We start from the raw sequence: 25,211 nt of genomic DNA, 5'->3' as shown, positions 1-25,211 counted from the left end.
GGGGCTCTGCAGGTCTCCGGGGGTGAGCCGGCGGAGCCGGTGCCAGCCGCCGAGGCCGGTGACCGCGGAGCGGGCCGGCTCCTGCCAGCCGGGGAGAGTCGGATCCACCGAGTGGACCTGGATCGCGGGGAGCAGGTCGGTCAGCGCGAGGTGATCCCAGCGGGTCGCGGCGAGCCGGGCCAGCCGCTCGCAGAGCCAGTCCACTCCGGTCGCGCCGAGGGCTCGGCCGAGCGCGACGGAGCCCCACCAGCCCGCGGGCAGGCGAGGGTCGGCCAGAACCTCGGCAACGTGCTGTGCACGGGTCCAGCGAAGGGCGGGAACCAGATCGCTCAGGCAGATCGTTGACTCGGCGTCCATCGGTATGACCGCACCCTCCCGAGAGTGACGCATGTTGCTAATGGTGCAGCTTACGCCGCAAGCTATCAATCAGTGTCAATAGGGTAAAGCTCCTTGGCGATACCGGCTGACTGAGCGGCCGTTCCCGGGACCGGAGGACGGCCGCCGACCTGCGCGACCGCCACGGCGCCCGCCCGGCAACCATTTTCCAGCGCGGTCCGCGGGTCGAGTCCGGACAGCAGCGCGGCGAGGAACCCGGCGGCGAACGCGTCGCCCGCGCCGGTCGAGTCGACCACCTCGGCGGGGGCCGCGGGCGCCTTCGCCACGACCGTTCCGTCCTCGCCGAGCAGCGCGCCGCCCGCCCCCAGCTTCACCACGGCGGTGCCGTACGCGTCGCTGAGGGACGCGGCCGCGGCCTCCGGGGCGGTCGCGCCGGTGAGCAGCAGCGCCTCGTCGAGGTTGGCGATGACGATCTGGGCGGCGGAGGTCTCGTGGACGAAGCGCTCCGGCCCGAACTCGCGGAGGAACCCGGTCGAGGCGGCGTCCACGCTGACGGTCACGCCGCGTCCGGCGGCCTCGCGCATGGCGAGCCGGGCGAGGTCGAGGCCCGGCTGCTCGAACAGCGTGTAGCCCGACAGGTGCAGGTACGCGACACCGTCGAGGAACGAGGGCGACCAGTCCTCCGGGCCGATGTGGCGGCCCGCGCCGCGGTTGGTGAGCATGGAGCGCTCACCGCTCGGGTCGACCATGGCGATGACGACGGCGGTCGGCCGCTCGGGGTCGATCCGCAGGTGCGGCCGGACCCCGGCCTTGACCAGCTCGGCCCGGTGCCACTCGCCGGTGTCGTGCCCGGCGCGGGCCAGCAGCCGCGTGTCCGCGCCCAGACGGGCGGCCCAGCAGGCCGTGTTGGCCCCGGAGCCGCCCGGACGCAGCACGATGTCGGCCGCGGTGTCGGTGCCGGTGGCGACCGGCTGTCCGTGCAACGCCACGACGTCGGTGACGACGTCGCCGATCACCAGCAGGCCTCCCACGTCAGTCCTCCCGCGACCAGGATGCCGCGATCTCCCCGGCGAGGCGGGCGTTTCCGCGCACCGCGGCCAGGTTCGCCTCAAGGGAGGCGCCGTCCGTTCCGTTGACCAGGTACTCCAGCAGGAACGGCGTGATCGCCTGCCCGGCGATGCCCCGCTCGTCGGCCGCGCGGAGCGCCTCGGCGAGCACCCGGTCGTGCAGCGCCGGGTTGAGCTGGTCGGCGACCGGCACCGGGTTGGCGACGATCAGCGCCGTCTCCGGCCCGCCGAGCAGGTCCTGCGCCCGCATGATCTCGGCGGCCTCGGCGGCGGTCTCGATCCGCCAGTCCACCGGCTCGCCGGAGGTGTTCAGGTAGAAGCCGGGGAACTCGTCGGTCCGGTACCCCACCACGGTGACCTGCCGGGTCTCCAGCCGCTGCAGCGTGGCGGGCACGTCGAGGATGGACTTCACGCCCGCGCAGACGACCGTGATCCTGGTACGGCTCAGCGTGTCCAGGTCGGCCGACTCGTCCTGCACGGTGGTCCAGCCGCGGTGGACGCCGCCGAGCCCGCCGGTGGCGAACACGCGGATGCCCGCCCGGGCGGCGAGGAACGAGGTGCCGGACACCGTGGTCGCGCCGCTGACCTTCAGCGCGGCGGCCGGGGACAGGTCGCGGAAGCCGAGCTTGCGCAGGCCGGGCTCGGTCGCGATGCGCTCCAGGCCCTCGCGGTCCAGCCCGGCGCGGGGCACGCCGTCCAGGACCGCGATGGTCGCCGGCACCGCCCCCGCCGCGCGCACGATCTCCTCAAGTTCGAGGGCGACCTCCAGATTGCGCGGCTGCGGCAGCCCGTGGGAGATGATTGTCGACTCCAGCGCCACGACCGGCCTCCCGGCCGACAGGGCTTCGGCGACTTCCTCCGACGGCACGACCTTGAGCATGGCTCTCCCAGGTAGCTTCCCAAATGGTTACAAAAGGACAAACTTATACGTATCGCTCGGGGCCGTCCACCGCACGATCAGCCAGCGAAACAGCGGGGAAGTGGGCATGGACCCCCTGGTCCGGGCGGACCCTCCGGGCTAGTGTGCCCCTCACGCGCGGCCACGCGGCGACCTGGGGTCCCCGCCGGCCACGACACGTCCGGTACCCCGCCGCCTCCGGCCGGCGGCCGACCCCTGGAGAACGATGGCTCACTCGCGCTATGACGCGGTCGTCGCCGGCGGCGGGCACAACGGCCTGGTCGCCGCCGCCTATCTCGCCCGGGCGGGACGCCGGGTGCTCGTGCTCGAACGCCTCGACCACGTCGGCGGGCTCGCGGTCTCCGCCCGGGCCTTCCCCGGAGTGGACGCCCGGCTGTCGCGGTACTCCTACCTGGTCAGCCTGCTGCCCCGGAAGATCGTCGAGGACCTCGGCGTACGCGTCGAGCTGCGCCGCCGCCGCTTCGCCTCGTACACGCCGGTCGGGGACACCGGGCTGCTCGTGGACGGCGAAGACGAGGCGCGCACCGCCGCGTCGTTCGCCGCCGTCACCGGCGGCGCCGGCGACCACGACGCGTGGCGCCGCTTCTACGCGATGACCGCCCACGTCGCCCGGCAGGTCGCGCCCACCCTCCTCGAACCGTTGCCCGACCGCGCGGCGCTGCGCGACCTCGTCGGGGCGCAGGCGTGGCGCGACCTGTTCGAACGCCCGATCGGCGAGGTGGTCGCCGAGCGCTTCGCCGACGACACCGTGCGCGGCGTGGTCCTCACCGACGCGCTCATCGGCACCTTCGCCGACCCGGCCGCCGACCTGCTCGCCAACCGGTGCTTCCTGTACCACGTCATCGGCGACGGGACCGGCGACTGGAACGTCCCGGTCGGCGGCATGGGAGCCGTCACGCAGGCCCTCGCGGACGCGGCCAGGAGCGCCGGGGCCGAGATCAGGTGCGGCGCCGAGGTGCTCGCCGTCGACCCGTCGGGCGAGGTGGCCTTCCGCGACGCGGACGGGGAGCACACGGTCTCCGCCGGCCACGTCCTGGCCGCGCTGCCGCCCGCCGTGCTGGCCCGGCTGCTCGGCGAGACCCCGGAGCGGCCGGAGGGCTCCCAGCTCAAGGTCAACATGGTGGTCTCCCGGCTGCCCCGGCTCAGGGACGCCTCCGTACGCCCGGAGGAGGCGTTCAGCGGCACCCTCCACATCAACGAGGGGGCCGGGCAGCTCGCCGCCGCCCGCGCCCAGGCCGCGGCGGGCCGGATCCCGGACCTGCCGCCCGCCGAGATGTACTGCCACTCGCTGACGGACCCGTCCATCCTCGGGCGTGAGCTGCGGGAGTCCGGCGCGCACACGATGACGCTGTTCGGCCTGCACATGCCCGCCCGGCTGTTCACCGCGCCCGGCGCCCGCGAGGAGGCGCTGCGCCGCACCCTCGCGTCGGTCGACGCGGTGCTCGCCGAGCCGATCGAGGACTGCCTGCTCCGCGCGCCGTCCGGCGAGCCGTGCATCGAGGCGCGCACCCCGCTCGACCTGGAGGCCGAGGCCGGGCTCCCCGGCGGGCACATCTTCCACCGCGACCTGTCCTGGCCGTACGCCGAGTCCGCCGCGGACGGGCAATGGGGCGTGGAGACGGCGCACGAGCGGATCCTGCTGTGCGGCGCGGGCGCCCGGCGCGGCGGAGGCGTCAGCGGCATCCCCGGTCACAACGCCGCGATGGCCGTCCTGCTCTCATCGAGCTCTCATGGGGCGCGGATACCGTGAGACGGTGACGGGAGTAGAGGGTGGGGCGGCGCGGCTGCTGGTGGTCGACGACGAGCCGGCGCTGCGTGAGGCGCTGCGGAGCAGCCTGGAGTTCGAGGGCTACAAGGTCGAGACCGTCGCGGACGGGACCTCCGCCCTCGACCGGCTGGAGCGCGAGCCGTACGACGCGGTGCTGCTGGACGTGATGATGCCGCGCCTGGACGGCCTCACCACCTGCCGCCGGCTGCGCGCGGGAGGCAACCACGTCCCGGTGCTGATGCTGACCGCGCGCGACGCCGTGGGCGACCGGGTGTCCGGCCTCGACGCGGGGGCCGACGACTACCTGGTCAAGCCGTTCGAGCTGGACGAGCTGCTCGCCCGGGTGCGCGCCCTGCTGCGGCGCGGCGCGCTGAGCGCCGGAGCCCCGGGCGCTGAGGCGGGCGCCGTGCTCGCCTTCGCCGACCTGCGCATGGACACCGCCGCCCGCGAGGTCACCCGGGGCGGCCGCACCCTCGACCTGACCCGCACCGAGTACCTGCTGCTCGAACTGTTCCTCGTGCACCCGCGCCAGGTGCTGACCCGCGAACAGATCCTCAGCGAGGTGTGGGGCTTCGACTTCGAGCCGTCGTCCAACTCCCTCGACGTGTACGTGATGTACCTGCGGAGGAAGACCGAGGCCGCCGACGAGGCCCGGCTGATCCACACCGTGCGCGGCGTCGGATACGTGCTGCGGACCTCCCCGTGAGGAGACGCCGCTCGCTCAGGTCCCGGCTCACCCTGGTGATCGCGTCCGCGGTGGCCGCCGCCGTGGCGCTGTCGGCGGCGATGTGCTGGTTCCTGATCCGCGACCAGATGCAGGGGCAGGTGCGCGACTCGCTGCTGGAGTTCGTCCCGCGCGCCGAGCAGGTGGCGCTGGCGCTCGCCGACTGCGACGGCACCGCGCGCCAGAGCCTCCCCGGGGTCAAGGGCGCGGGGCCGCCGCACCCGTGGGACCCGTCCGGGCGCGGCTGGGCGGTCATCCGCGCGGACGGCTCCGTCTGCGTCTTCGGGGGCTCCGACCAGGTCGTCCCGACCGCCGAGGAGCGGGCGCTCGCGGTCGCGGGCGGCGCGCCGGTCCTGCGCGACGCGGTGACCGAGAACGGCAGCGAGGTGCTCGTCCTCACCAGGACGTACACGTCGCAGCCGCCGCCCGGGGCGCCCGACGACGTACGGCGGTTCGCGGTGCGCGAGCCGGTGGCGGTGAGCGTGTTCCGCTCCACCGAGGACCTGAGCGGGACGCTCCGGATGCTCGCCCTGATCCTCGGCTCGGTCGCCGTCGCCGGCGTGGTCGGCGCGGCCGCGGCCGGTCTCTGGCTGGCCCGCGCCGCGCTGCGCCCCGTCCAGCGGCTGACGGGCGCGGTCGAGCACGTGGCGCGTACGGAGGACCTCGCGATCCGGATCCCGGTCGAGGGCACCGACGAGATCGCCCGGCTGGGCCGGTCGTTCAACACGATGACGGCCGCGTTGTCCAGCTCGCAGGAGCGCCAGCGGCGCCTGGTCTCGGACGCGGGACACGAGCTGCGCACACCGCTGACCAGCCTGCGCACCAACATCGACCTGATGCTGCGCAGTGAGAACACCGGCCGGCCGCTGGCGCCGGAGGCCAAGCGCCGGCTGCTGGTCAACGTCAAGGAGCAGTTCGAGGAGATGTCGAGCCTGATCGGCGACCTGCTCGAACTGTCGCGCAGCGCCGAGACGGGCGAGCGCTCCGCCGACGTCGAGTTCCACGACCTGGTCGCCGCCGCCGTGGAACGCGCCAGACGGCGCGGCCCGGGGCTGGAGTTCCGGGTGGACCTGAAGCCGTGGCGGGTCCACGGCGACGTCCGGGGCCTGCAGCGGGCCGCGGTGAACGTGCTCGACAACGCGGTGAAGTTCAGCCCGCCGGGCGGCCTGGTCGAGGTGCGGCTCGCCGCCGGTGTGCTGACCGTGCGCGACCACGGGCCGGGCATCCCGGACGACGAGCTCCCGCACGTCTTCGAGCGGTTCTGGCGGTCGCCGTCGGCGCGCAGCCTCCCCGGCTCGGGGCTCGGCCTCGCCATCGTGGCCCAGGCCGTACGCGACGCCGGGGGCGAGGTGCGCGTGGCGAACGCGCCGGGCGGCGGGACGGTGGCCACCGTCGCCCTCCCGGGGACCCCGGGCGAGTCCGGCTGACCCAGCTCAGACGCGGCTCAAGGGACGGGCGACGAGCGGCGACGGGAGGTCCGTGATCAGGGGCTCCCGGGCTTTTCTCAGACATCCTTAATCGGCGGCTCACCAAGGTTCAATTCGCTCTGCCGACGTTGGACGACATGAGCATCGCGACCGTTCCCCCGACTCCGGCCCCGTCCTCCGGCGGGGCCCCGGGAAGGACCCGCCTCGTCGAGGTCGTGGTCCCCGTACACAACGAGCAGCGCGTGCTGGCCGAGAGCGTCCGCAGGCTGCACGCCTACCTGAGCCGGGACTTCCCGTACGGCTTCCGCATCACGATCGCGGACAACGCCAGCACGGACGGCACCTGGGCGATCGCGGCGGAGCTGGCCCGCGAACTGCCGGGTGTCCGGGCCCTCCACCTGGACGAGAAGGGACGCGGCCGCGCGCTGCGGCGGGCGTGGGCCGAGAGCGAGGCCGACGTCGTCAGCTACATGGATGTGGACCTGTCCACCGACCTGGACGCGTTCCTGCCGCTGGTGGCCCCGCTGCTGACCGGGCACAGCGACCTCGCCATCGGCACCCGCCTCGCCACCGGCTCCAACGTGGTGCGCGGGCCCAAGCGCGAGTTCATCTCCCGCTCCTACAACCTGTTGCTCCGCTCGCTGCTGGGGGCGGGGTTCTCCGACGCGCAGTGCGGGTTCAAGGCGGGCCGCACCGAGATCGTGCGGGCGCTGCTGCCGGTCGTGGAGGACCAGGAGTGGTTCTTCGACACCGAGCTGCTGCTCCTCGCCGAGCGGCACGGGCTGCGCATCCACGAGGTGCCGGTGGACTGGGTGGACGACCCCGACAGCCGGGTGGACATCGTCAGGACCGCCGCCGACGACCTCCGGGGCATGTGGCGGGTCGCGCGCAGGACGCTCTCCGGCGCGGTGCGCCTGCCCGTCCCGGCCCGCGTACGGCATGCCGCGCTGCCCGCCGGGATGGCCCGGCAGCTCCCCAGCTTCGCGATCATCGGGGCGATCAGCACCGCCGCCCACTTGGCGATCTTCTGGCTGCTGCGCGGCGTCATGCCCGCGGTCGCCGCGAACGCGGTCGCGCTGCTGGTCACCGCGATCGCCAACACCGCCGCCAACCGGCGCTTCACGTTCGGGGTCACCGGGACGTCCGGGGCGCTGCGGCACCAGATCGAGGGACTGGCCGCCTTCCTGATCGGCCTCGCCCTCACCACCGGCATCCTCGCCCTGCTGCCCGCGGGCGCCTCGCGCGGGACCGAGCTGGCCGGGGTGATCGTCGCGAACGGCGCCGCCACCCTGGCCCGCTTCCTCCTCATGCGGGTGTGGGTGTTCAACCCGCGGAGGGAGGGCCGGTGAGCGCGTCCCCCACCGCGGCGCCCCACGCCGCCCCGGCCGTCACCGCGCCACACGGGTACGGCAGGACGCGCCGGCTGCTGCTCGGCCGTCCCGGGGACCCGCGCTGGGCCCGCCCCGCGCTGTGGGCCGTGCTCGTTCTCGCGGCCGTCCTGCACACCTGGGCGCTCGGCGCGAACGGATACGCCAACGAGTACTACGCGGCGGCCGTCTACTCCGGCACCCGGAGCTGGAAGGCGTTCTTCTTCGGCGCGCTGGACGCGGGCTCGTTCATCACGGTCGACAAGCCGCCGCTCGCCCTGTGGGTGATGGGCCTGTCGGCGCGGATCTTCGGCTTCGGCACGTGGAGCATGCTGCTGCCGCAGGCCGCCGCGGGTGTGGCGTCCGTCGCGGTGCTCCACTCCGCGGTCCGGCGCTCCCTGGCGGGCGCCGCCGGGCACGCGGCCGCGCTCGTCGCGGCCCTGGTGATGACGCTGACGCCGATCACCGTCGCGATCGACCGCGACAACAACCCGGACACCGTGCTGGTGCTGCTCCTGGTGGCGGCGGCCTGGTTCTGCCTGGCGGCGGTCCGCGACGGCCGCACGCGCACCCTCGTGGTCGCGGCGGTCCTGGTCGGCCTCGCGTTCAACGCCAAGATGCTGCAGGCGTACCTCGTGGTGCCCGCGTTCGCGCTCACCTACCTGTACGCGGCGCCGGGGGCGTTCCTCCGGCGGGCGGGACGGCTGCTCGCGGCCGGGGTCGCGCTGGCGGTGTCCAGCGCCTGGTGGATGGTCGTCGTCGACCTGTGGCCCGAGGGGAGCCGGCCCTACATCGGGGGCAGCACCGACAACACGGTGTGGGACCTCGTCATCGGCTACAACGGCCTGGGCCGCATCTTCGGCGGCGGTGGAGGCGGCTTCGGCCAGGGCGACCCGTCCGGCGGCGGGCGCGGCGGGTTCGGCGGTCCCGGCGGGTGGGGCGGCGAGGCGGGGGCGGGGCGGCTCTTCAACGACGTCCTGGCCGGGCAGATCTCGTGGCTGATCCCGTTCGCGGTGATCGCGCTGGTGGCGGGGCTCGTCCTGACCACCCGCCGGTTCTCCCCGGACGTTCCGGCGCCGGGCGCGGGAACGGTGACCGGGTCGTGGCCGGGCCGGCGCTCCGTTCCCCGGGCCGCGTCGCTGTTGTGGGGTGGGTGGCTGCTCGTCCACTACGCCGTGTTCAGCTTCTCGGAGGGCACGTTCCACCCGTACTACACGACCGCCATGGCGCCCGCGATCGCCGCGCTGACCGGCCTCGGCGGGGTCCTGATGTGGCGGGCGCGGCGCGCCTCCCGCGTCTGGGGGTGCGTGCTCGCGGCGTCCGTCGCCGTGACCGGCGCGTGGTCCTTCGCGGTGCTGCGCCGTACGCCGGAGTTCGTCCCGTGGCTGCCCTGGGTGGTCGCGGGGACGGCGGCCGCGGCGGTCCTCGGGCTCGCGGCGGCGACCTTCGGAGCGCGCCGCGTCGCGGCGGCCGGGCTGACCGCCGGGGTGCTCGCCGTGCTCGCCGGTCCGGCGGCGTACGCGGTGACGCCGCTGGGGTCCCGGGTGAACGGCACGAACCCGACGGCGGGTCCCGTCACCGGTCGCGGGGCGGGCTTCCCCGGAGGCCCCGCAGGAGGGCCCGCAGGCGGCTTCAGAGGCGGTTTCCCGGGAGGCCCGGGACAAGGGGCCGGTGATCGTCCCGAGGGCCGGTACGGCGGCCCCAGCGCGTCGGGCGTCCCCGAAGGCCCGGGGTTCGGCGGCGGTCCCGGCGGGCGGGGCTTCGGCGGCGGTCCCGGCGGCCGGGTCGACGAGGCGATGACCGCCTATCTGGAGCGGAACCAGGGCGGGGCGACCTGGCTCGTCGCGGTGGCCTCCGCGCAGAGCGCCTCGTCGCTCATCCTCTCCACCGGCCGGCCGGTCATCGCGATGGGTGGCTTCACCGGAGGCGACCCGGCGATGACGGTCGCCGAACTCCAGGAGTACGCCGCCGACGGCCGGCTGAAGTACGTCCTGCTGGGCGGGGAGGGGCCGCGCGGCGGGTCCTCGGAGGTCACCGCGTGGGTGAAGGCCAACGGCACGCCGGTGGCCGCCTCGGAGTACGGGGGAACCGACGGGGAGGCGTCGCTGTACCGGCTGAACTGAGGCGGCTCGTCGGGTAGGTACGAGCCGTCAGGCGGGGAGGGCGGCCAGGAGGTAGGCGAGCCGGGCGGCGGCGGACTCGACGCACTCGACGGTGCCGAGCCGGTAGCCCCACGAGGTGAGGAAGGCGCCGTCCTCGGAGCAGGTGACGGTCTCGCGGAGGGTCTCGCTGAACCGGTTGCGCACCTGCACCCGGGGAGGCATGTCGCCGACCACCCGGACCGAGAGGTCGATGTGCGTGCGAACCGCCGACGCGAACTCCTGGATGCGCGAAACCGTGTCGACCAACGCGCTTCACCTCCCGTTCAGGTGGAAAGGATTGCACGCGCTGGGAGCCGGATACAAGCAATTGCGGCGATTCTTCCGGCGACGACGGGCCGCGCGGGACGGGACGGGACGGCCGCGGCAGGCGGACGCGGCGACTGTGTGGCCCGGCCATTCACGCGGTCAGCTCGGCGGCTGCCGGTCGTAGTCGTCGATCACCTGGACGATCAGCCGGCGGGCGTCCTCCCCGAACGCGGCCACCGCGCAGAGCTCCTCGAACTCACGGGCGTAGAAGGCGACGTCCTCGGAGTCGCGCAGCAGGATCTCCTTGGTCTTGGTGGCGACCCCGACCAGGGAGTCGTTGTAGATCCAGAACGGGTTCACCAGGGTCGTGGGCAGCAGCGCCCCGGTCGGGATGACGCCGAACTCGACGTTCGGCAGGGTGGTGACGGCGAGCAGCCGGTCCATCTGGCCGCGCATCACGTCGAGCGGCGCGAACCGGTAGCGCAGCACCGCCTCCGGCAGGACGAACCGGAACGAGCGGGCGGGGTCGTAGAGGATCTCCTGGCGCTGCATCCGGACCCGGATCGCCGCGTCGATGTCGTCGGTCGCCTCGTACAGGCGGCGCACCCGGGTGAAGATGTTCCTGGCGTACTCGGCGGTCTGCAGCAGGCCGATCACGATGCCGGGTTCGAACGCCCGGATGATCCGGGTCCGCCATTCCAGGTCACGCAGGTCCTCCTGGAGGGCGGCCAGGCCGCTCCGGTGCCGCTGCCGCCAGGAGTCGTGCCGTTCGACGAGGCCGCGGGCCCGTTCGATCAGGTCGTCCACGGTGTCCGGGGCGGCGCCCACGGCCTGCCCCCAGGTGACCACGTCGTCCTCGGTGGCGGTCTGCCGGGCGTTCTCGATCCGGGAGACCTTGGACGCCTGCCAGCCGAGGCGCTCGGCCAGCTCCTTGCCCGACAGGTGCGCCGCCTCGCGCAGCCGCCGCAGCTCGGCCCCCAGATCCACGCGGGCCTGCTGGAAGCCGCTCACCCGAGGACCCTCCCGCGCGGTGCCGCCGGGCTCCCCCCTCCGGCGCGTGGATGGGCGGTCGCCGTACGGGTGGTTCGGTCGGTCACGTGCTACCTCCGCCTGTGGTGCGCTCAAAGGTAGACCCGCCGGGCCGATCCGGCCATAGGGGTGTGCCTAATCGTGATCAGGCGAGCACGCGTCTGGCGATCTCCACCAGCAGCTCCTTGGGCACCTCGACGGCCGTCTCGCCGTCGAGCACATGGCGCAGGTCCGCCCGCGCGTCGGCGTCGACGAGCTCCATCCCCTGCACGACGATCGTGCCCCGGTCGGTCTCGTAGAGCGAGGGGCACGCCCCCGCCTCCGACGTCGAGCCGAGAAAGCGAAGTCGCATGGGCGGTCCTTCCCCGAAACCGGCAACAATTGCTGGCAATTGTAAAGGTTCTTGGGTTTTTCGGGGGGTCACTCCGGCAATTTCCGGTTGTCCGCCAGCAGGCGCTCCGGGATCGGCACGGTGGCCGCGCGCAGCCGCTCGCCGAGCGCCTTGGCCTGCGCGTCCAGCAGCGGATTGGCCGCCACGCCCCGGCCCAGCAGCCCGTGGACGACGAAGTTGAGCGCCAGCAGGTTGGGCAGCTCGAAGCGCTCGACGGTGAGGTCGCGCGTCTCCGGCAGCAGCTCCTTCAGCCGGTCGGCGGTCAGCTCCGCCGCCAGCCAGGCGTACCCCTCGGGGGTCGTGGCCCAGACGCCCAGGTTCGCGTTGCCTCCCTTGTCGCCCGAACGCGCCCCGGCCACCCGCCCGAGCGGGGCCCGCCGTACAGGGACGCCGGGAGCGGCCGGAGCCGGGACGGGGAAGGACGGGGCCTCCGGCAGGCTCCCGTGGCGGCCGCGGTGGACGTCCGCGGGGGCGAGGCACGGCACGGTGATCCGCCTGCCCTCGACCGTCACCACCGCGGGCACCACGCCCGCGTCCACCAGGGCGGGCCAGAAGACGCCGTACGGCGCGGCGTCGCCCGGGGGAGTGAGCGCGTAGAACCCCGGGTAGCTCGCCAGCCCGGTCTCCACCACGGCGGAGGAGAACCGCCGTCCGGCCTTCTCCTTGTCGGGGTCCATCACGGTGATCCGCAGCAGCGCCGTCGCCGCGTCGCCGTCCGGCAGCGGGGTCAGCTCGACGTGGACCCGCTCGAACGACTCCCGGGGCACCCGCGCGAAGACCGCCTCCTCCGCGACCCGCGCCTTGGCCTCGATGTCGAGCCCGGTGAGGACGAGCGTCATGGTGTTGCGATGGCCGCCGACCAGGTTGATCCCGGCCTTGAGCGTGTCCGGCGGCGGCTCGCCGCGCACGCCGCTGATCCGGACCCGGTCCGGGCCCTCCTGCTCCAGCCGGATCGTGTCGAAGCGGGCCGTCACGTCCGGGCCGAGATAGCGCGGGGAGGCGATCTCGTACAGGAGCTGGGCGGTGACCGTGCCGACGGAGACCAGGCCACCGGTGCCCGGATGCTTCGTGATCACGCTCGACCCGTCCGCGTGCAGCTCGGCGATCGGGAAGCCGCACCGCGCCAGGTCCGGCACCTCCTCGAAGAAGGCGTAATTGCCTCCGGTCGCCTGGCAGCCGCACTCGATCACGTGCCCGGCCACCACCGACCCGGCGAGCGCGTCCAGGTCGCCGGGGCGCCAGCCGTACCACCACATGCCGGGGCCGGTGACCAGGGCGGCGTCGGTGACCCGCCCGGTGACGACCACGTCGGCGCCCTGCTCCAGCGCGACGGCGATCGGCCGCCCGCCGAGGTAGGCGTTGGCGGTGACCGGACGGCCGGTGAACGGCTCCCCGGTGTCGGCGTTGACGAGCGCGGCGGCCGGGATCGGCTCGGGGGAGGCCGGCGACAGCCGGGGCATGAGGTCGTCCCCCGTCACGTGGGCGATCCGCGCCCGGCGGCGGGCGACGCGGACCCGGCCCTCGATCGGGTCGACGGCGGGCGTGTGGCCGACGGTGACCGACAGCCCCAGCCGGTCGGCGAGCTCGGCCACCGCCTCCGCGCACCCGGCCGGGTCGAGTCCGCCCGCATTCGTGACGATCTTGATACCGCGGTCCAGGCAGGTGCCGAGCACCTGCTCCATCTGGGTGAGGAACGTGCGGGCGTAGCCGGGACGGCCCTTCAGCCGGTTCCCGGCGAGGATCAGCATGGTCAGTTCGGCCAGCCAGTCGCCGGTCAGCACGTCGATCGGGCCGCCCTCGACCATCTCGCGCGCCGCCGACAGCCGGTCCCCGTAGAACCCGCTGCAGTTGGCGACGCGGAGCGGCCCGGCGCCCGCGCCGTCCCCCCGCTCGGTCATCGCGGCGCGTCCCCGGAGGCGGGCGCGGGCGGGATCCAGGCGGCGGGCCGCTTCTCCATGAAGGCGCGGATGCCCTCCTGCCCCTCCTTGGAGGTGAACCGCTCGGCGGACAGCTCGGCCATCCGGCGCAGCCCCTCGTCCACCGGCATCGCGGGCACCTCGCGGACCAGCCGCTTGGTGATCGCCAGCGCCTCTGGCCCGCCGCGCAGCAGCATGTCGGCGTACCGCGCGACGGTCGCGTCCAGCTCGTCCTCGGGCACCGCCCGGGTGAGCAGGCCGACCTCGGCGGCCCTGGCGGCGGAGAAGGCCTCGCCGGTGAGGAAGTACTCGGCCGCCGCGCGCGGCTCCATCCGGCGCAGGCAGGTGACCGCGATCATCGCCGGCGCGACGCCGAGCCGCACCTCGCTGAACGCGAACGTCGCCGACAGCGGGGCGAAGGCGAAGTCGCACGCCGCCACCAGGCCGAGGCCGCCCGCCCGCGCGGTGCCGTTCAGGCGGCAGATCACCGGCTTGGGGCTGTCCCAGATGAGGGAGAGGATCTCGGGGAACGCCCCGGTCACCGGCGCGGCACCCGGCTCGCCCTCCCGCTGCGCGCGCTGCTCCTTCAGGTCCGCGCCGGAGCAGAACACCGGCCCGGCGCCGGTCAGCACGATCACCCGCACATCGGGGTCGGCCAGCGCGCCGTCCAGGGCCTCCCGCAGCTCGCCGAGCAGCCGGACCGACAGGGCGTTCCGGTTGGACGGTGAGTCGAGGGTCAGCGTGCGCACGCCTCCGGCGGTCTCACTGCGTACCAACGTTGTCATCGGCGTTGTCATCGGCGTGCTCCTCGATTACGGCGAGTACGGCTCCCGCCTCGACCTGGCGGCCGGCGACGGCGTCGAGCGCCGCCACGACGCCCGCCCCGGGCGAGACGATCTGGTGTTCCATCTTCATCGCCTCAAGGACGACCACCGGCTGGCCCGCGGCGACCCGGTCCCCGGGTTCGACGGCGACGCGAAGGACCGTACCCGGCATGGGCGCGAGCAACGACCCCGGCTCCACCTGTCGGGCCGGCTCGGGCAGCCGCTCCAGCGGCGCCAGCCGCACCGCCCCGAGGACGGAGTCGACGTACGTCACGCCGGGGCGGGCGTGCACGGCGAACGCGCGGCGGACCCCGGAGACCGACAGCACGACCTCGCCGGGCGTCGCCGAGACGAGTTCCACGCCGTCGAACCCCTCGGCGGACAGGCCGTCGCGGGTGATGAGATAGGCGATCTCGACGCGCTCTCCGGGCTCCCCGGGGAGCGCGAACGCGGTCCGCTGGGGCTGGGAGACGACGTTGCGCCAGCCGCTGGGCAGCTCGCCGAGCACCCGGGCCGCCGCCCGGTTGGCCGCCGCGCCGGCGAGCGCGGCCGCCAGCGCGGAGATCCGCACGGCGTCCGCGCCGGCGCGCGGCGCCGAGACGGCCGCGGCGTGCCGGTCGAGGAAGCCGGTGTCGGTCTCGCCCGACAGGAACGCGGGATGGCGCAGGACGTTGACGAGCAGGTCGCGGTTGGTCACCGGCCCGTGGAGGCGGGCCCGGGCGAGCGCGGTGGCCAGCCGCCGCGCCGCGCCCGCGCGGGTGGGCGCGTAGGCGATCACCTTCGCCAGCATCGGGTCGTAGTGCGGGGTGACCGTCGCGCCGCCGGCCACGCCCGAGTCGAGGCGCAGCGTCCCGGCGGCGCGGAACTCGGCGTCCACGCCGGGCACCTCGAAGCGGTGCAGGACCCCCGCCTGCGGCCGCCAGCCGTTCGCCGGGTCCTCGGCGCAGAGACGGGCCTCGATCGCGTGGCCGACCGGGCTCGGCGGCAGCCCGGGCAGTGGCGCGCCCTCGGCGATCTCCACCTGGAGCCGGACCAGGTCCACGCCGTAGACGTACTCGGTCACCGGGTGCTCGACCTGGAGCCGGGTGTTCATCTCCAGGAAGGCGACGACGTCGTCCTTGACCAGGAACTCGACCGTGCCCGCGCCGACGTAGCCGATCGCCTGCGCGGCCCGCACCGCGGCGTCGCACAGCTCGCGGCGCAGCTCGGGGGTGACGGCGGGGGAGGGCGACTCCTCGACGATCTTCTGGTGGCGGCGCTGCACCGAGCACTCGCGCTCACCCAGCGCCCAGACCGTGCCGTGGGCGTCGGCCAGGATCTGCACCTCGATGTGCCGGGCGTGCTCCAGCAGCGGCTCGGCGAAGACCGTGCCGTCGCCGAAGGCCGCGAGCGCCTCCCGGCGCGCCGACGCGACCGCCTCGGGCAGCTCCGCGGCGGCGCGCACGATCCGCATGCCGCGCCCGCCCCCGCCCGCCGACGCCTTCACCAGCAGCGGGAGCGGCGGGCGGGCGTCATCGTCGTCGAGGTCGTCGAGGTCGTCGAGGTCGTCGAGGTCGTCGAGGTCGTAGGTCGGGAGCACCGGCACCCCGGCGGCGGCCAGCAACGTCTTCGCCTCGACCTTGGCGCCCATCGCGGCGACGGCCTCCGGCGGCGGGCCGACCCAGATCAGGCCCGCGTCGAGCACGGCCCGGGCGAACTCGGCGTTCTCGGAGAGGAAGCCGTACCCCGGGTGGACGGCGTCCGCGCCGGCGGTCCGGGCCGCCTCGACGATCGCGTCCGCGTCCAGGTACGACCGGGGGCCGCCGAGCCGTACCGCCTGGTCGGCCTCGGTGACGTGCGGCGCGTCCGCGTCGACGTCGGAGAAGACGGCGACCGTCTCCACGCCGAGATCGCGGCAGGTGCGGAACACCCGGCGGGCGATCTCGCCGCGGTTGGCGACCAGCAGCCGGTTGATCGTCCTCATCGCACCCTCACATCCGGAAGACGCCGTAGCCCGCGGGCGCGGCGGCCGGGGCGTTGCCGATCGCGGACAGGCACAGGCCGAGGACGGTGCGCGTGTCCCGGGGGTCGATCACGCCGTCGTCGTACAGCCGGCCGGAGAGGAAGAACGGCAGCGACTCGGCCTCGATCTGAGCCTCGACCGCATGGCGCATCGCGACGTCCGCCTCCTCGTCGTAGACCTGGCCCCTGGCCTCGGTGGCGGCCCGCCCGACGATGGACAGCACGCCCGCGAGCTGCGCGGGCCCCATCACCGCCGACCGCGCGCTCGGCCACGAGAACAGGAAGCGCGGGTCGTACGCCCGGCCGCACATGCCGTAGTTACCCGCGCCGTAGGAGGCGCCCATGACGATCGTGATGTGCGGGACCGTCGAGTTGGATACCGCGTTGATCATCATCGCGCCGTGCTTGATGATGCCGTCCTGCTCGTACTCGCGGCCCACCATGTATCCGGTCGTGTTCTGGAGGAAGATCAGCGGCGTACGCGACTGGTCGGCGAGCTGGATGAACTGCGCGGCCTTGCGTGACTCCGCGCCGAACAGCACGCCCCGCGCGTTGGCCAGGATCCCGATCGGGTGGCCGTGCAGGGCGGCCCAGCCGGTGACCAGGCTCGGGCCGTGCAGCGGCTTGAACTCGTCGAAGTCGCTGCCGTCCACGATCCGCGCGATGACCTCGCGTGGATCGAACGGGATCTTCAGGTCCTCCGGGACGATCCCCAGCAGCTCGTCCTCTTCGTAGCGGGGCGGCGGCGCGAAGGCGGGCACAGGGGCGAGTGCGGCCCCCGGCTCGCGCCGGTTGATCCGGGCCACGATCCGGCGGCCGATCCGCAGCGCGTCGTGCTCGTCGGCCGCGAGGTAGTCGGCCAGCCCGGAGATCCGGGCGTGCATGTCCGCGCCGCCGAGCGACTCGTCGTCGGCCTCCTCGCCGGTCGCCACCTTGACCAGGGGAGGGCCGCCGAGGAACACCTTCGCCCGGTCCTTCACCATGACGACGTAGTCGCTCATGCCCGGCACGTACGCGCCGCCGGCCGTCGAGTTGCCGAAGACCAGCGCGATCGTCGGGACGCCGGCCGCCGACAGCCGGGTCAGGTCGCGGAACACCTGCCCGCCGGGGATGAAGATCTCCTTCTGCGCCGGGAGGTCGGCGCCGCCCGACTCGACCAGGTTCACCAGGGGGAGCCGGTTGCGCAGGGCGATCTCGGCCGCGCGCAGCGACTTCCGCAGCGTCCACGGGTTGGACGCGCCGCCGCGCACCGTGGGATCGCTGGCGTTGATCACGCACTCGACGCCCTCGATCACCCCGATGCCGGTGACCACGCTCGCGCCCACCGGATAGTCAGTTCCCCAGGCGGCCAGCGGCGAGAGTTCGAGGAACGGGGAGTCGGGGTCGAGCAGCAGCTCGATCCGCTCGCGGGCGAGCAGCTTGCCGCGCGCCCGGTGCCGCTCCACATACTTCGGGCCGCCGCCCGCGACCGCCTTCGCGTGCTCCGCCGCCAGCTCGCCCAGCCGGGCGAGCATGGCCGCGCGGCGCGCGTCGTACTCGGGGGCGGCGGCGTCCAGGCGACTGGTCAGGATCGCCATCGCGCCACCGAACCGTGTGCAGCCATGGGCAAGATCCTGCTCGGAGAGCGGCGTGCGCGTCAACGCCGGGCCGGTCCGGGGTGTGCCGGCGGCGGGCCGTCGTCGTGTGCCCGCCGCCGTGCCGCCGCCGGGCCGGCGCTGTGCGCGGCCGCGTCAGCCGCAGTGGGACCAGGAGCTGTTCCAGGCGGCGGAGCCGTACCCGCCTCCCCAGATGACGCATTTGCCCTTCGCGGCGAGCTTCTTCGGGCCCGCGTAGGTCGTGTACGAGCCCCAGTCGCTGGCGGAGGCGCCGCCCTTGACCTGCAGCACCGCGCCCATTTTGATCTTGCCGGGCACCACGTTTTTGGACATGGTGATCACGCAGTTGTTGCCCGTGGACGCGTTGTAGAGCAGGTAGGTCGTCGCGTTGCCGCCCCACCCGTGGGAGTCGATGACCTTGAAACCCGCCCCGCACACGCCCGTCGCCGTGTACGGGTTCGGCTTCGGAGGCGGCGGCGCGGCCGTCTTCGTCGGGGCGGGCGCCTTCGTCGGCGCCGGGGTCTTGGCCGGCGCGGCCGTCTTGGTCGGCGCCGGGTCCGGCTCCGAGCCCGGCGGGATCAGGACAGAGGAGTCCGATGGGCGCGGCGTCGACGCGGGCTTCGGCGGCGCGGTGCGGGTCGGCGCCGCGGTGTGCGCCGGTTCCTGCCGGGCGGGCACGGGCGGCGGCGCGGTACGGCTCTGCGCAGGGCGGGAGCGCGGGGACCGCGACGGCGAGGGCGAGGGGTCCGCGGTCCGGGGCCTGTCCGGGGTGGGGACGGTGGCGTCCGCGGGATCGCCCGTCTCCACCGCGGCGGCCTTCGGCTCCTCGTTGGCCACGTTCGTGGTGGTCTGTGTGTTCACCAGGGTGGCCGCGATGATCGCCGCCACCGCGACCACGCCCCCGGCGCCGGCGAGGATCGGCAGCCGCCGCCCCGCCTTCCGCCCGGCGGGCCGGGTCGTGGGCGCCGCCGGCCCCGCCTGCGGCCCCGGGCCCTGCACCGGGGACGGCCCCGGTTGAGTGGGCACCGCGCGGGTGGGCGCGGGGTGCGCGGCCACCGTGTGGGAGGGCTCAGGGTGCGCGGGCGCCGCGTGGGCGGGCCCGGGGTGCGCGGGCGGCGCGTACGCCCCCGGACGGCCGGTGAGCATGGCGACCACGTCGTCGGCGGTGGGCCGCCGGGTGGGGTCCTTCGACAGGCACGCGGAGACGAGGTCGCGCAGCGGCGGAACGAGCGCGCTGACGTCGGGTTCGACGTTCAGGATCCGGTTGATCACCGTCGGGATCGAGTCGGCGCCGAACGCCGGCGTCCCGGTCGCCGCGAACACCATGGTGACGCCCCAGGCGAAGACGTCGGCGGCCCCGGTCGCCTCGCTGCCCGAGAGCAGCTCGGGCGCGAGGTACGACGGCGTCCCCATGGTGGCGCCGGTCGCGGTCGCCTGCGGCGAGTCCAACGCCCGGGCCACGCCGAAGTCGATCACGACCGGGCCCTCGGGCCCCATCAGGACGTTGGCCGGCTTGAAATCGCGGTGCGTGATCCCGGCCCGGTGGATGGCGGCCAGGGCGGTCGCCGTGCTGATGGCGAGGCGTTCGAGCGCGGCCCCCCGGCGCGGCCCCTCCTTGTCCACGAGCTGCCGGAGCGACGGCCCCGGGACGTACTCGCTGACGATGTAGGGCTGGTTCCCGGCGAGGTCGGCGTGCAGGACGGGCGCCGTGCAGAAGGGCGCGACCCGCTGGGCCAGCGCGACCTCGCGCAGGAACCGGTGCCGTGCCTCGGGGTCCGCCGAGAAGCGGGTGTGCAGCAGCTTGACCGCCACCTGCTCGCCGGCCGGGCCCCGACCGAGATAGACGACCCCCTGGCCGCCCTCTCCGAGCCGGTCCACGAGCTCGTATGGGCCCAGCTTCTCCGGATCACCTTCCCCCAGCGTCATGTTGACCCCGTTTTCCCGAATTAGCGTGACAGGAGAGGAAAACGCTACCAGTGATAGAAGGTGAGGCGGATTTCTATTGCTTTAGATGGCCTTACCGGGATTGAGAATATTGAGCGGATCGAAGACCCGCTTGATCCCGTGCTGGACCTCGGTGGCCACCGGTCCCGACTCCAGCGCGAGCCAGCGGCGCTTGAGCAGGCCGACGCCGTGCTCGCCGGTCAGCGTGCCGCCCAGCGCGAGGGCCTCGCGGAAGACCTCGTCGGCCGCGGCCCACACCTGCGGCGGGGGCTCCGCCAGTCCGCGCTCGAAGACGAACACCGGGTGCAGGTTGCCGTCGCCCGCGTGCGCCACCGTCGCGATCATCACGTCGTGCCGCGCCGCCGCCGCCTCCACCGCCGAGATCATGCCGGGCAGCGCCGACCGCGGCACGCACACGTCCTCGACCAGGCACTGCCCGAGGCGCTCCTTGGCCTGGTAGGCGAGCCGCCGTACCCCGACCAGCTCCGCCGCCTCCTCGGGCGAGCCGGACAAAGCGGTGAAGGACGCGCCGTTGGCGTCGCACAGCTCGGCCATCCGGGCGGCGGCCCGCTGGCTGTCGGAGGCGTCGGACTGCGCGATCAGCATCGCCTGGGTGCCCGGCTCCAGGCCGATGTTCTTCCAGTCGTCGATCGCCTTGAGAGTGGTGCGGTCCATCAGTTCGAGCAGCGACGGCTGGCATCCGGCCGCGATGATCGCCGAGACGGCCGCCGCCGCGTCCCGCAGCGAGGAGAACTCCGCCGCGACCGTGGCCACCTCGGCCGGGGCCCGCCGCAGCCGCACGGTCGCCTTCGTGATGACCCCGAGCGTCCCCTCCGAGCCGACGAACAGCCCGGTCAGGTCGTAACCGGTGACGCCCTTCACCGTGCGGCGGCCCGTCTCCAGCACCCGCCCGTCGGCGAGCACCACCTCCAGGCCGAGCGCGGAGTCCCGCGTCACGCCGTACTTCACGCAGCGCAGCCCGCCCGCGTTGGTCGCGAGGTTCCCGCCGATCGTCGAGATCTCGTACGACGACGGGTCGGGCGCGTACATCAGGCCGTGCTCGCGGGCCGCGCGGTCCAGGTCGGCGGTGATCACGCCGGGCTCGACGACCGCGATCTCGTCGTCGGGCGCCAGTTCGAGGATCGACGTCATCCGATGCAGCGACAGGACGACGCTGCCGTCCGCCGCCGTGGCCGCGCCGGCCAGGCCCGTGCCCGCCCCGCGCGGCACGACCGGCACCCGGTGCTCGGTGGCCCACCGCATCGTGGTCACCACGTCGTCCCGCGACTGGGCGAGCACCACACCCAGGGCCTTGCCCGGGCGCAGGAAGGTCCGGTCCCTGGCGTACGACTCGGTGACATCGGGATCGGTGAGCACCCGACCCTCGGGAAGCGCGGCGATGAGCTCTTTCACAAATGGGACTTTACGCCGCAGCGCGCTCACATGATGCGAGAAATCGCAGGTGGGGACATCGGTCGAGCCGCCGCGTGCGGCGCGCACGGCGTCCGCGCAGGTGGGGCGGCGCCCGATTCCGCGGAGATCACGGTTCTACAAACTTCCCTTGCGCCCCTTTACGCCCCCTTTACTTGCTCTTTATCTTCCGCTTGCGGCTCCCGGGGCGCGCCTCGCCACGGGACCCCCCCTAGGCCAGGCGTGCGCTCATCCCGGTGCGCCTCGTGACGCGTCCGGCGAACCCGGGCAGGAAAGGGATCTTGTTGTCCAGGAGACTCAGGCGTCTCGCCGCGGTGGTGCCCGCTCTCGGGCTGGCCGCTGCGGGACTCGCCACCTCAGGTGCGGCCGCCCCCCAGGCCAACTATCAGCCTTCGGCGGCTGACCACTACATCAACTACGCGGCGCCGAGCGTGCAGAGCGACGTCAGCGAAACCCCCGAAAAGGTCTCCCCGAAGGGCGCCGCCCGCACGGCCGCGCTCGCGAAGGAGATCGACCGCAAGTACGCCAGCGGCAACCCCGTCGCCGCGCGCGAGTTGGCCAAGAACGAGAAGCGGGCCATCAAGACCGGTCAGAACCCCTTCGACTTCCTGTACAAGAAGTCGAAGACCACCAAGACCGCCAAGCTGCTCACCCTGCTCGTCGAGTTCAACGACGAGGCGAACGACGACTTCTCCGGCTTCTCGCACCCCAAGTCGATCAACAACGTCGACGACTGCGTGACCGAGCCGCCGGGCACGAAGGTCAACGGTCCGCTGCACAACAACATCGCCAACCCGGCTGACGCCGCCGGGGGTGGCAAGGACAACAACTCGATGTGGGTGGCGGACTTCAACAACGCCCACTACAACAAGATGCTCTACTCCTCCGAGGGCATCACCACCCGCGTCCGCCCTGACCTGACCGACCCCCGGGACGGTAAGAAGGGCATCGACATCTCCGGCTCCACCATGAAGAACATGTACGAGGAGATGTCGAAGGGCGCATACACCGTCTCCGGTGAGGCGGTCGGCTGGGTCAAGGTCCCGCACTCCGAGGCGTGGTACGGCGCCGGCAAGTGCGGCTCGCCCATGCAGGACATGAGCGGCCACCCGGACAACCCGCGCGGCGCCGCCCAGCTCCCGATCGACGCGGTGAACGCCCTCGTGGCGCAGAACCCGAACTTCCCGTGGGCCGACTACGACCGGGAAGACGTCTCCGACGCGAACGGCAACGGCAACTACGACGAGCCGGACGGCGTGATCGACCACCTGGTCCTGATCCACGCCGGTGAGGACAAGTCCGGCGGCGGCGGCGCCGAGGGCACCTTCGCCATCTGGGCGCACTCCAGCGACGTGACCGGCGGCTACACCGTCCCCGGTACCAACGTCAAGATCTCCAACTACATCGTGCAGCCCGAGAACTCCGGCGTCGGCGTCTTCGCGCACGAGTACGGCCACGACCTCGGCCTGCCGGACCTCTACGACGCCTCCGGCGGCGGCGACTCCGACGTGGACTTCTGGGACCTCATGGCCAGCGGTTCCCACTCCGGGCCGATCTTCCAGTCGCTGCCCTCGCACATGGGTCTGTGGGACAAGTGGGTGCTCGGCTGGGCGAACCCCAAGAACCTCAACCCCGGTGACGGCACCAAGGCGCTGACCATCGGCCAGAGCTCCCGTACTCCGAAGAACATGGAGGACGGCCTGCGGATCAACCTGCCGGACAAGCACGTCGTCATGACCACCCCGCACAGCGGCTCCAAGGTCTGGTGGTCCAACAGCGACCAGAACTGGGCCGACTCGAAGCTGACCAGGACGGTCGACGTCCCGGCCGGCGCCGACGAGAAGTTCCGGTGGTGGAGCGACTACAGCATCGAGCAGGACTGGGACTTCGGGTTCGTCGAGGTCTCCGCGGACGGCGGCGCCACCTGGGCCGAGCAGAAGGTCTACAAGGAGGACGGCTCCCTCGTCAGCACCGACGACGGCTACGCCGACCCCAACGGCCGTCTGCGCGACTTCGGCAACAAGAAGTACGGGATCACCGGCGACACCGACGGCTGGACCCACCTGTACACCGACCTGACGCCGTTCGCGGGCAAGTCCGTCCAGGTCCGCTTCCGCTACGCCACGGACGCGGCGGCCGTCAACACCGGCTGGTTCCTCGACGACTTCTCGCTCACCGACGGCGGCACGTCCGTCTGGAGTGACGACGTCGAGAACGGCGACAACGGCTGGACCGCCGCCACCGGCACCTTCACCAACACCAGCGGCGCCGGCTGGGTGACCCACACCGGCGAGCTGCAGACGGCCCAGTACTACCTCGCCGAGTGGCGTAACTTCGACGGCTTCGACAAGGGCCTCGAGTACACCTACGACACGACCTGGCAGCGCGACGGGGCCTGGAAGGTCGAGAAGGTCAAGTACAACGCGCCCGGCCTGCTGGTCTGGTACCGCGACGCCTCGCGGGCCGCCAACAACGTGGCCGACAGCAGCTTCGACCTGCCCTCGGTGGGTCCGAAGGGCCAGCTCCTCCTCGTCGACTCGCACTTCGAGCCGCTGCGCCGTACGGGCGAGGCGGCGACCAAGGACCCGTCGACGCTGAAGAACCTCCCGTCCCGCCCGCAGTCCTCCAACGCGTCGTTCAACTTCGCCGGCACGTACCCGTTCAAGGAGTGCATCGAGGGCGAGCCGTTCAAGGAGTACTGCACCTCGTTCGCGAAGCAGAACGCCGTGTCGACCTTCACCGACGCCAAGGGCTGGTACCCCGGCTTCGAGATTCGCGACGGCCAGCTCTTCTACCGGCACCGTGACGGCTCCGCGGTGGTCCCGTCCAAGGACAACCAGCCGTACACCACCCGGATCGTCCACCCCGACGGCACCCCGGCGACCGAGCTGTACGGCGCCGACGTCAACGGCGCGATCCTCGGCACCGGCAACCCCGGGGACGAGAAGAAGCAGCTCGGCGTGGAGATCAGGCTCCTCACGCCGATGCCGTTCAACCTCGGCGTGGTCGTCCAGGTCAAGACGCCCAAGAAGTAACACGAAGTAACAAGAAGTGACCGCGATGCGGTAAACGGACGGGCGGGCCCGGCGGCACACAGCAGCCGCCGGGCCCGCCTACCATGTGATCATGCGGAGCAAAGCGGACCATACGGCCGCGATCCATGCGCATCGCCGCGCCGCCGTCGTGGTGAACACGCGGTCGCGACGGGGGCGACGCCACTACCCCGAGGTCATGCGGCTCCTCCGCACCGGCCGGTTCGACCTGGTCGGGGTCCATCAGGTGACCGACCCCACCCGGCTCAGGGCGACGATCGAGCGGGCGCTCGACGCCGCGCCCGACCTGCTCGTCGTGGGCGGCGGCGACGGCACCCTGAGCAGCTCGATCAAGCACATCGCGCACCGCGACGTCGCCCTCGGCGTCCTGCCGCTCGGCACCACCAACAACTTCGCGCGCAGCCTCGGCCTGCCGCTCGACCTCGCCCGCGCCGTACGCGTCCTCACCGGGGGCAAGGTCGCCGACATCGACCTCGGCCTCTGCGGTGACCGCCCCTTCGCCAACCTCGCCAGCTTCGGCGTGTCCGTCGAGGTCGCCGGGACCGTGCGCCCGTGGGTCAAGCGGCTCCTCGGCCGCGCCGCCTACCCGCTGACCGCGATCCGGCTGCTGCCCCGCCACCAGCCGTTCCGGGCGTACATCACCGTGGACGGCCGGCGGCACGAGGTGCTCACCCACCAGCTCAACATCGCCAACGGCCGCTTCCACGGCGGCTGGCAGATCGCCAGGGACATCAGCATCGACAACCGGAGGCTCGTCGCGTACCAGCTCGGCTCCGGCAAACGGCTCAGGCTGCTCGCCGAGACCCTCGTGCGGGCCACCACCGGCCGCTGGCAGAGCCTCGCCGGCGGCCCCTTCGTGTCCGGGACCGAGATGCTGCTGGAGACCGACCCGCCGATGGCCGCCGACATCGACGGCGAGGTGCGGCTGCGCACCCCGCTCGTGATCAAGACGATCCCGAACGGCGTGCGCGTCATGGTGCCCCAGAGCTTCACCGACACCTGAGCCGGGTG

Annotated in this window: 18 protein-coding genes and 1 pseudogene; 7 read left to right on the top strand and 12 right to left on the bottom strand. The window is 73.3% G+C overall.

The window, feature by feature from the left end; all coding sequences use genetic code 11:
- From AWQ71_RS38060 to AWQ71_RS38050, 3 genes and pseudogenes are all read right to left on the bottom strand, one after another.
- Nucleotides 1-357 (bottom strand): annotated as a pseudogene (locus tag AWQ71_RS38060) (hypothetical protein); the annotation flags it as partial.
- Nucleotides 358-422: 65 nt separating this feature from the next.
- Entirely contained in the window at nucleotides 423-1,367 is a 945-nt protein-coding gene (locus AWQ71_RS38055) for a carbohydrate kinase family protein (RefSeq protein ID WP_067143731.1), read from the bottom strand.
- Nucleotide 1,368: 1 nt separating this feature from the next.
- Nucleotides 1,369-2,283: a pseudouridine-5'-phosphate glycosidase gene (locus AWQ71_RS38050; protein WP_067143729.1), complete on the bottom strand. Its 915-nt coding sequence runs from the start codon at nucleotides 2,281-2,283 to the stop codon at nucleotides 1,369-1,371.
- Nucleotides 2,284-2,527: 244 nt separating this feature from the next.
- On the opposite strand from AWQ71_RS38050, the gene AWQ71_RS38045 reads away from it, so the two are divergent.
- The 5 genes from AWQ71_RS38045 (at nucleotide 2,528) to AWQ71_RS38025 (ending at nucleotide 9,731) form a co-directional block, all read left to right on the top strand.
- Nucleotides 2,528-4,072: a phytoene desaturase family protein gene (locus AWQ71_RS38045; protein ID WP_067143727.1), complete on the top strand. Its 1,545-nt coding sequence runs from the start codon at nucleotides 2,528-2,530 to the stop codon at nucleotides 4,070-4,072.
- Entirely contained in the window at nucleotides 4,053-4,796 is a 744-nt protein-coding gene (locus AWQ71_RS38040) for a response regulator transcription factor (protein WP_157570829.1), read from the top strand. Before AWQ71_RS38045 ends, AWQ71_RS38040 begins: the two co-directional genes overlap by 20 nt.
- Complete coding sequence (locus AWQ71_RS38035) at nucleotides 4,793-6,241, top strand: sensor histidine kinase (protein WP_067143725.1); 1,449 nt, start codon at nucleotides 4,793-4,795, stop codon at nucleotides 6,239-6,241. The genes AWQ71_RS38040 and AWQ71_RS38035 overlap by 4 nt, the downstream gene beginning before the upstream one ends.
- Before the next feature lie 137 nt (nucleotides 6,242-6,378).
- Nucleotides 6,379-7,590, top strand: coding sequence for a bifunctional glycosyltransferase family 2/GtrA family protein (locus AWQ71_RS38030; RefSeq protein WP_067143748.1), 1,212 nt, complete (start codon nucleotides 6,379-6,381; stop codon nucleotides 7,588-7,590).
- On the top strand, nucleotides 7,587-9,731 hold the full coding sequence (locus AWQ71_RS38025; RefSeq protein ID WP_169806728.1) for an ArnT family glycosyltransferase: 2,145 nt from the start codon (nucleotides 7,587-7,589) through the stop codon (nucleotides 9,729-9,731). Before AWQ71_RS38030 ends, AWQ71_RS38025 begins: the two co-directional genes overlap by 4 nt.
- A 27-nt stretch (nucleotides 9,732-9,758) precedes the next feature.
- On the opposite strand, the gene AWQ71_RS38020 is transcribed toward AWQ71_RS38025, so the two are convergent.
- The 9 genes from AWQ71_RS38020 to AWQ71_RS37980 all read right to left on the bottom strand — a co-directional run bounded on the left by AWQ71_RS38020 (nucleotide 9,759) and on the right by AWQ71_RS37980 (nucleotide 21,129).
- Nucleotides 9,759-10,016, bottom strand: a complete 258-nt coding sequence (locus tag AWQ71_RS38020) for a hypothetical protein (RefSeq protein WP_067143723.1) — start codon at nucleotides 10,014-10,016, stop codon at nucleotides 9,759-9,761.
- Between the two features lie 159 nt (nucleotides 10,017-10,175).
- On the bottom strand, nucleotides 10,176-11,027 hold the full coding sequence (locus AWQ71_RS38015) for a helix-turn-helix domain-containing protein (protein WP_067143721.1): 852 nt from the start codon (nucleotides 11,025-11,027) through the stop codon (nucleotides 10,176-10,178).
- 163 nt (nucleotides 11,028-11,190) lie between these two features.
- A complete protein-coding gene (locus AWQ71_RS38010) occupies nucleotides 11,191-11,397 on the bottom strand; it encodes a hypothetical protein (protein ID WP_067143718.1) in 207 nt (68 codons plus the stop codon).
- Between the two features lie 68 nt (nucleotides 11,398-11,465).
- A complete protein-coding gene (locus tag AWQ71_RS38005; RefSeq protein ID WP_067143717.1) occupies nucleotides 11,466-13,334 on the bottom strand; it encodes an acyclic terpene utilization AtuA family protein in 1,869 nt (622 codons plus the stop codon).
- Nucleotides 13,331-14,149, bottom strand: a complete 819-nt coding sequence (locus tag AWQ71_RS38000) for an enoyl-CoA hydratase-related protein (protein ID WP_084259752.1) — start codon at nucleotides 14,147-14,149, stop codon at nucleotides 13,331-13,333. Before AWQ71_RS38000 ends, AWQ71_RS38005 begins: the two co-directional genes overlap by 4 nt.
- Nucleotides 14,115-16,139 carry an acetyl/propionyl/methylcrotonyl-CoA carboxylase subunit alpha gene (locus AWQ71_RS37995; RefSeq protein WP_067143713.1) on the bottom strand — a complete coding sequence of 675 codons (2,025 nt, stop codon included), beginning with the start codon at nucleotides 16,137-16,139 and terminating at the stop codon, nucleotides 14,115-14,117. Before AWQ71_RS37995 ends, AWQ71_RS38000 begins: the two co-directional genes overlap by 35 nt.
- A 7-nt stretch (nucleotides 16,140-16,146) precedes the next feature.
- Nucleotides 16,147-17,754: an acyl-CoA carboxylase subunit beta gene (locus AWQ71_RS37990; protein WP_067143711.1), complete on the bottom strand. Its 1,608-nt coding sequence runs from the start codon at nucleotides 17,752-17,754 to the stop codon at nucleotides 16,147-16,149.
- A gap of 153 nt (nucleotides 17,755-17,907) precedes the next feature.
- A complete protein-coding gene (locus tag AWQ71_RS43540) occupies nucleotides 17,908-19,698 on the bottom strand; it encodes a serine/threonine protein kinase (RefSeq protein ID WP_067143709.1) in 1,791 nt (596 codons plus the stop codon).
- Nucleotides 19,699-19,779: 81 nt separating this feature from the next.
- Nucleotides 19,780-21,129, bottom strand: coding sequence for an FAD-binding oxidoreductase (locus AWQ71_RS37980; protein ID WP_067143707.1), 1,350 nt, complete (start codon nucleotides 21,127-21,129; stop codon nucleotides 19,780-19,782).
- 302 nt (nucleotides 21,130-21,431) lie between these two features.
- Here AWQ71_RS37980 and AWQ71_RS37975 point away from each other — a divergent pair, with 302 nt between their 5' ends.
- Nucleotides 21,432-24,182 carry an immune inhibitor A domain-containing protein gene (locus AWQ71_RS37975; protein WP_067143705.1) on the top strand — a complete coding sequence of 917 codons (2,751 nt, stop codon included), beginning with the start codon at nucleotides 21,432-21,434 and terminating at the stop codon, nucleotides 24,180-24,182.
- 91 nt (nucleotides 24,183-24,273) lie between these two features.
- Entirely contained in the window at nucleotides 24,274-25,203 is a 930-nt protein-coding gene (locus AWQ71_RS37970) for a diacylglycerol/lipid kinase family protein (RefSeq protein ID WP_067143704.1), read from the top strand.
- The last annotated feature ends 8 nt before the right edge of the window (nucleotides 25,204-25,211 follow it).

The sequence above is a fragment of the Microtetraspora malaysiensis genome (assembly GCF_001528665.1).
Classification (GTDB): domain Bacteria; phylum Actinomycetota; class Actinomycetes; order Streptosporangiales; family Streptosporangiaceae; genus Microtetraspora_A; species Microtetraspora_A malaysiensis.
The sequence above is the reverse complement of the archived record's forward strand: the minus strand, read 5'-3'. Positions and strand labels throughout refer to the sequence as shown.

Excerpts from the sequence above, each read along its gene's own strand:
- AWQ71_RS38045 (WP_067143727.1), top strand. The coding sequence starts at position 2,528 with ATGGCTCACTCGCGCTATGACGCGGTCGTCGCCGGCGGCGGGCACAAC.
- AWQ71_RS38010 (WP_067143718.1), bottom strand. The coding sequence starts at position 11,397 with ATGCGACTTCGCTTTCTCGGCTCGACGTCGGAGGCGGGGGCGTGCCCC.
- AWQ71_RS38030 (WP_067143748.1), top strand. The coding sequence starts at position 6,379 with ATGAGCATCGCGACCGTTCCCCCGACTCCGGCCCCGTCCTCCGGCGGG.
- AWQ71_RS37995 (WP_067143713.1), bottom strand. The coding sequence starts at position 16,139 with ATGAGGACGATCAACCGGCTGCTGGTCGCCAACCGCGGCGAGATCGCC.
- AWQ71_RS38040 (WP_157570829.1), top strand. The coding sequence starts at position 4,053 with ATGGGGCGCGGATACCGTGAGACGGTGACGGGAGTAGAGGGTGGGGCG.
- AWQ71_RS38050 (WP_067143729.1), bottom strand. The coding sequence starts at position 2,283 with ATGCTCAAGGTCGTGCCGTCGGAGGAAGTCGCCGAAGCCCTGTCGGCC.
- AWQ71_RS37990 (WP_067143711.1), bottom strand. The coding sequence starts at position 17,754 with ATGGCGATCCTGACCAGTCGCCTGGACGCCGCCGCCCCCGAGTACGAC.
- AWQ71_RS37970 (WP_067143704.1), top strand. The coding sequence starts at position 24,274 with ATGCGGAGCAAAGCGGACCATACGGCCGCGATCCATGCGCATCGCCGC.
- AWQ71_RS38000 (WP_084259752.1), bottom strand. The coding sequence starts at position 14,149 with ATGACAACGCCGATGACAACGTTGGTACGCAGTGAGACCGCCGGAGGC.
- AWQ71_RS43540 (WP_067143709.1), bottom strand. The coding sequence starts at position 19,698 with ATGACGCTGGGGGAAGGTGATCCGGAGAAGCTGGGCCCATACGAGCTC.
- AWQ71_RS38005 (WP_067143717.1), bottom strand. The coding sequence starts at position 13,334 with ATGACCGAGCGGGGGGACGGCGCGGGCGCCGGGCCGCTCCGCGTCGCC.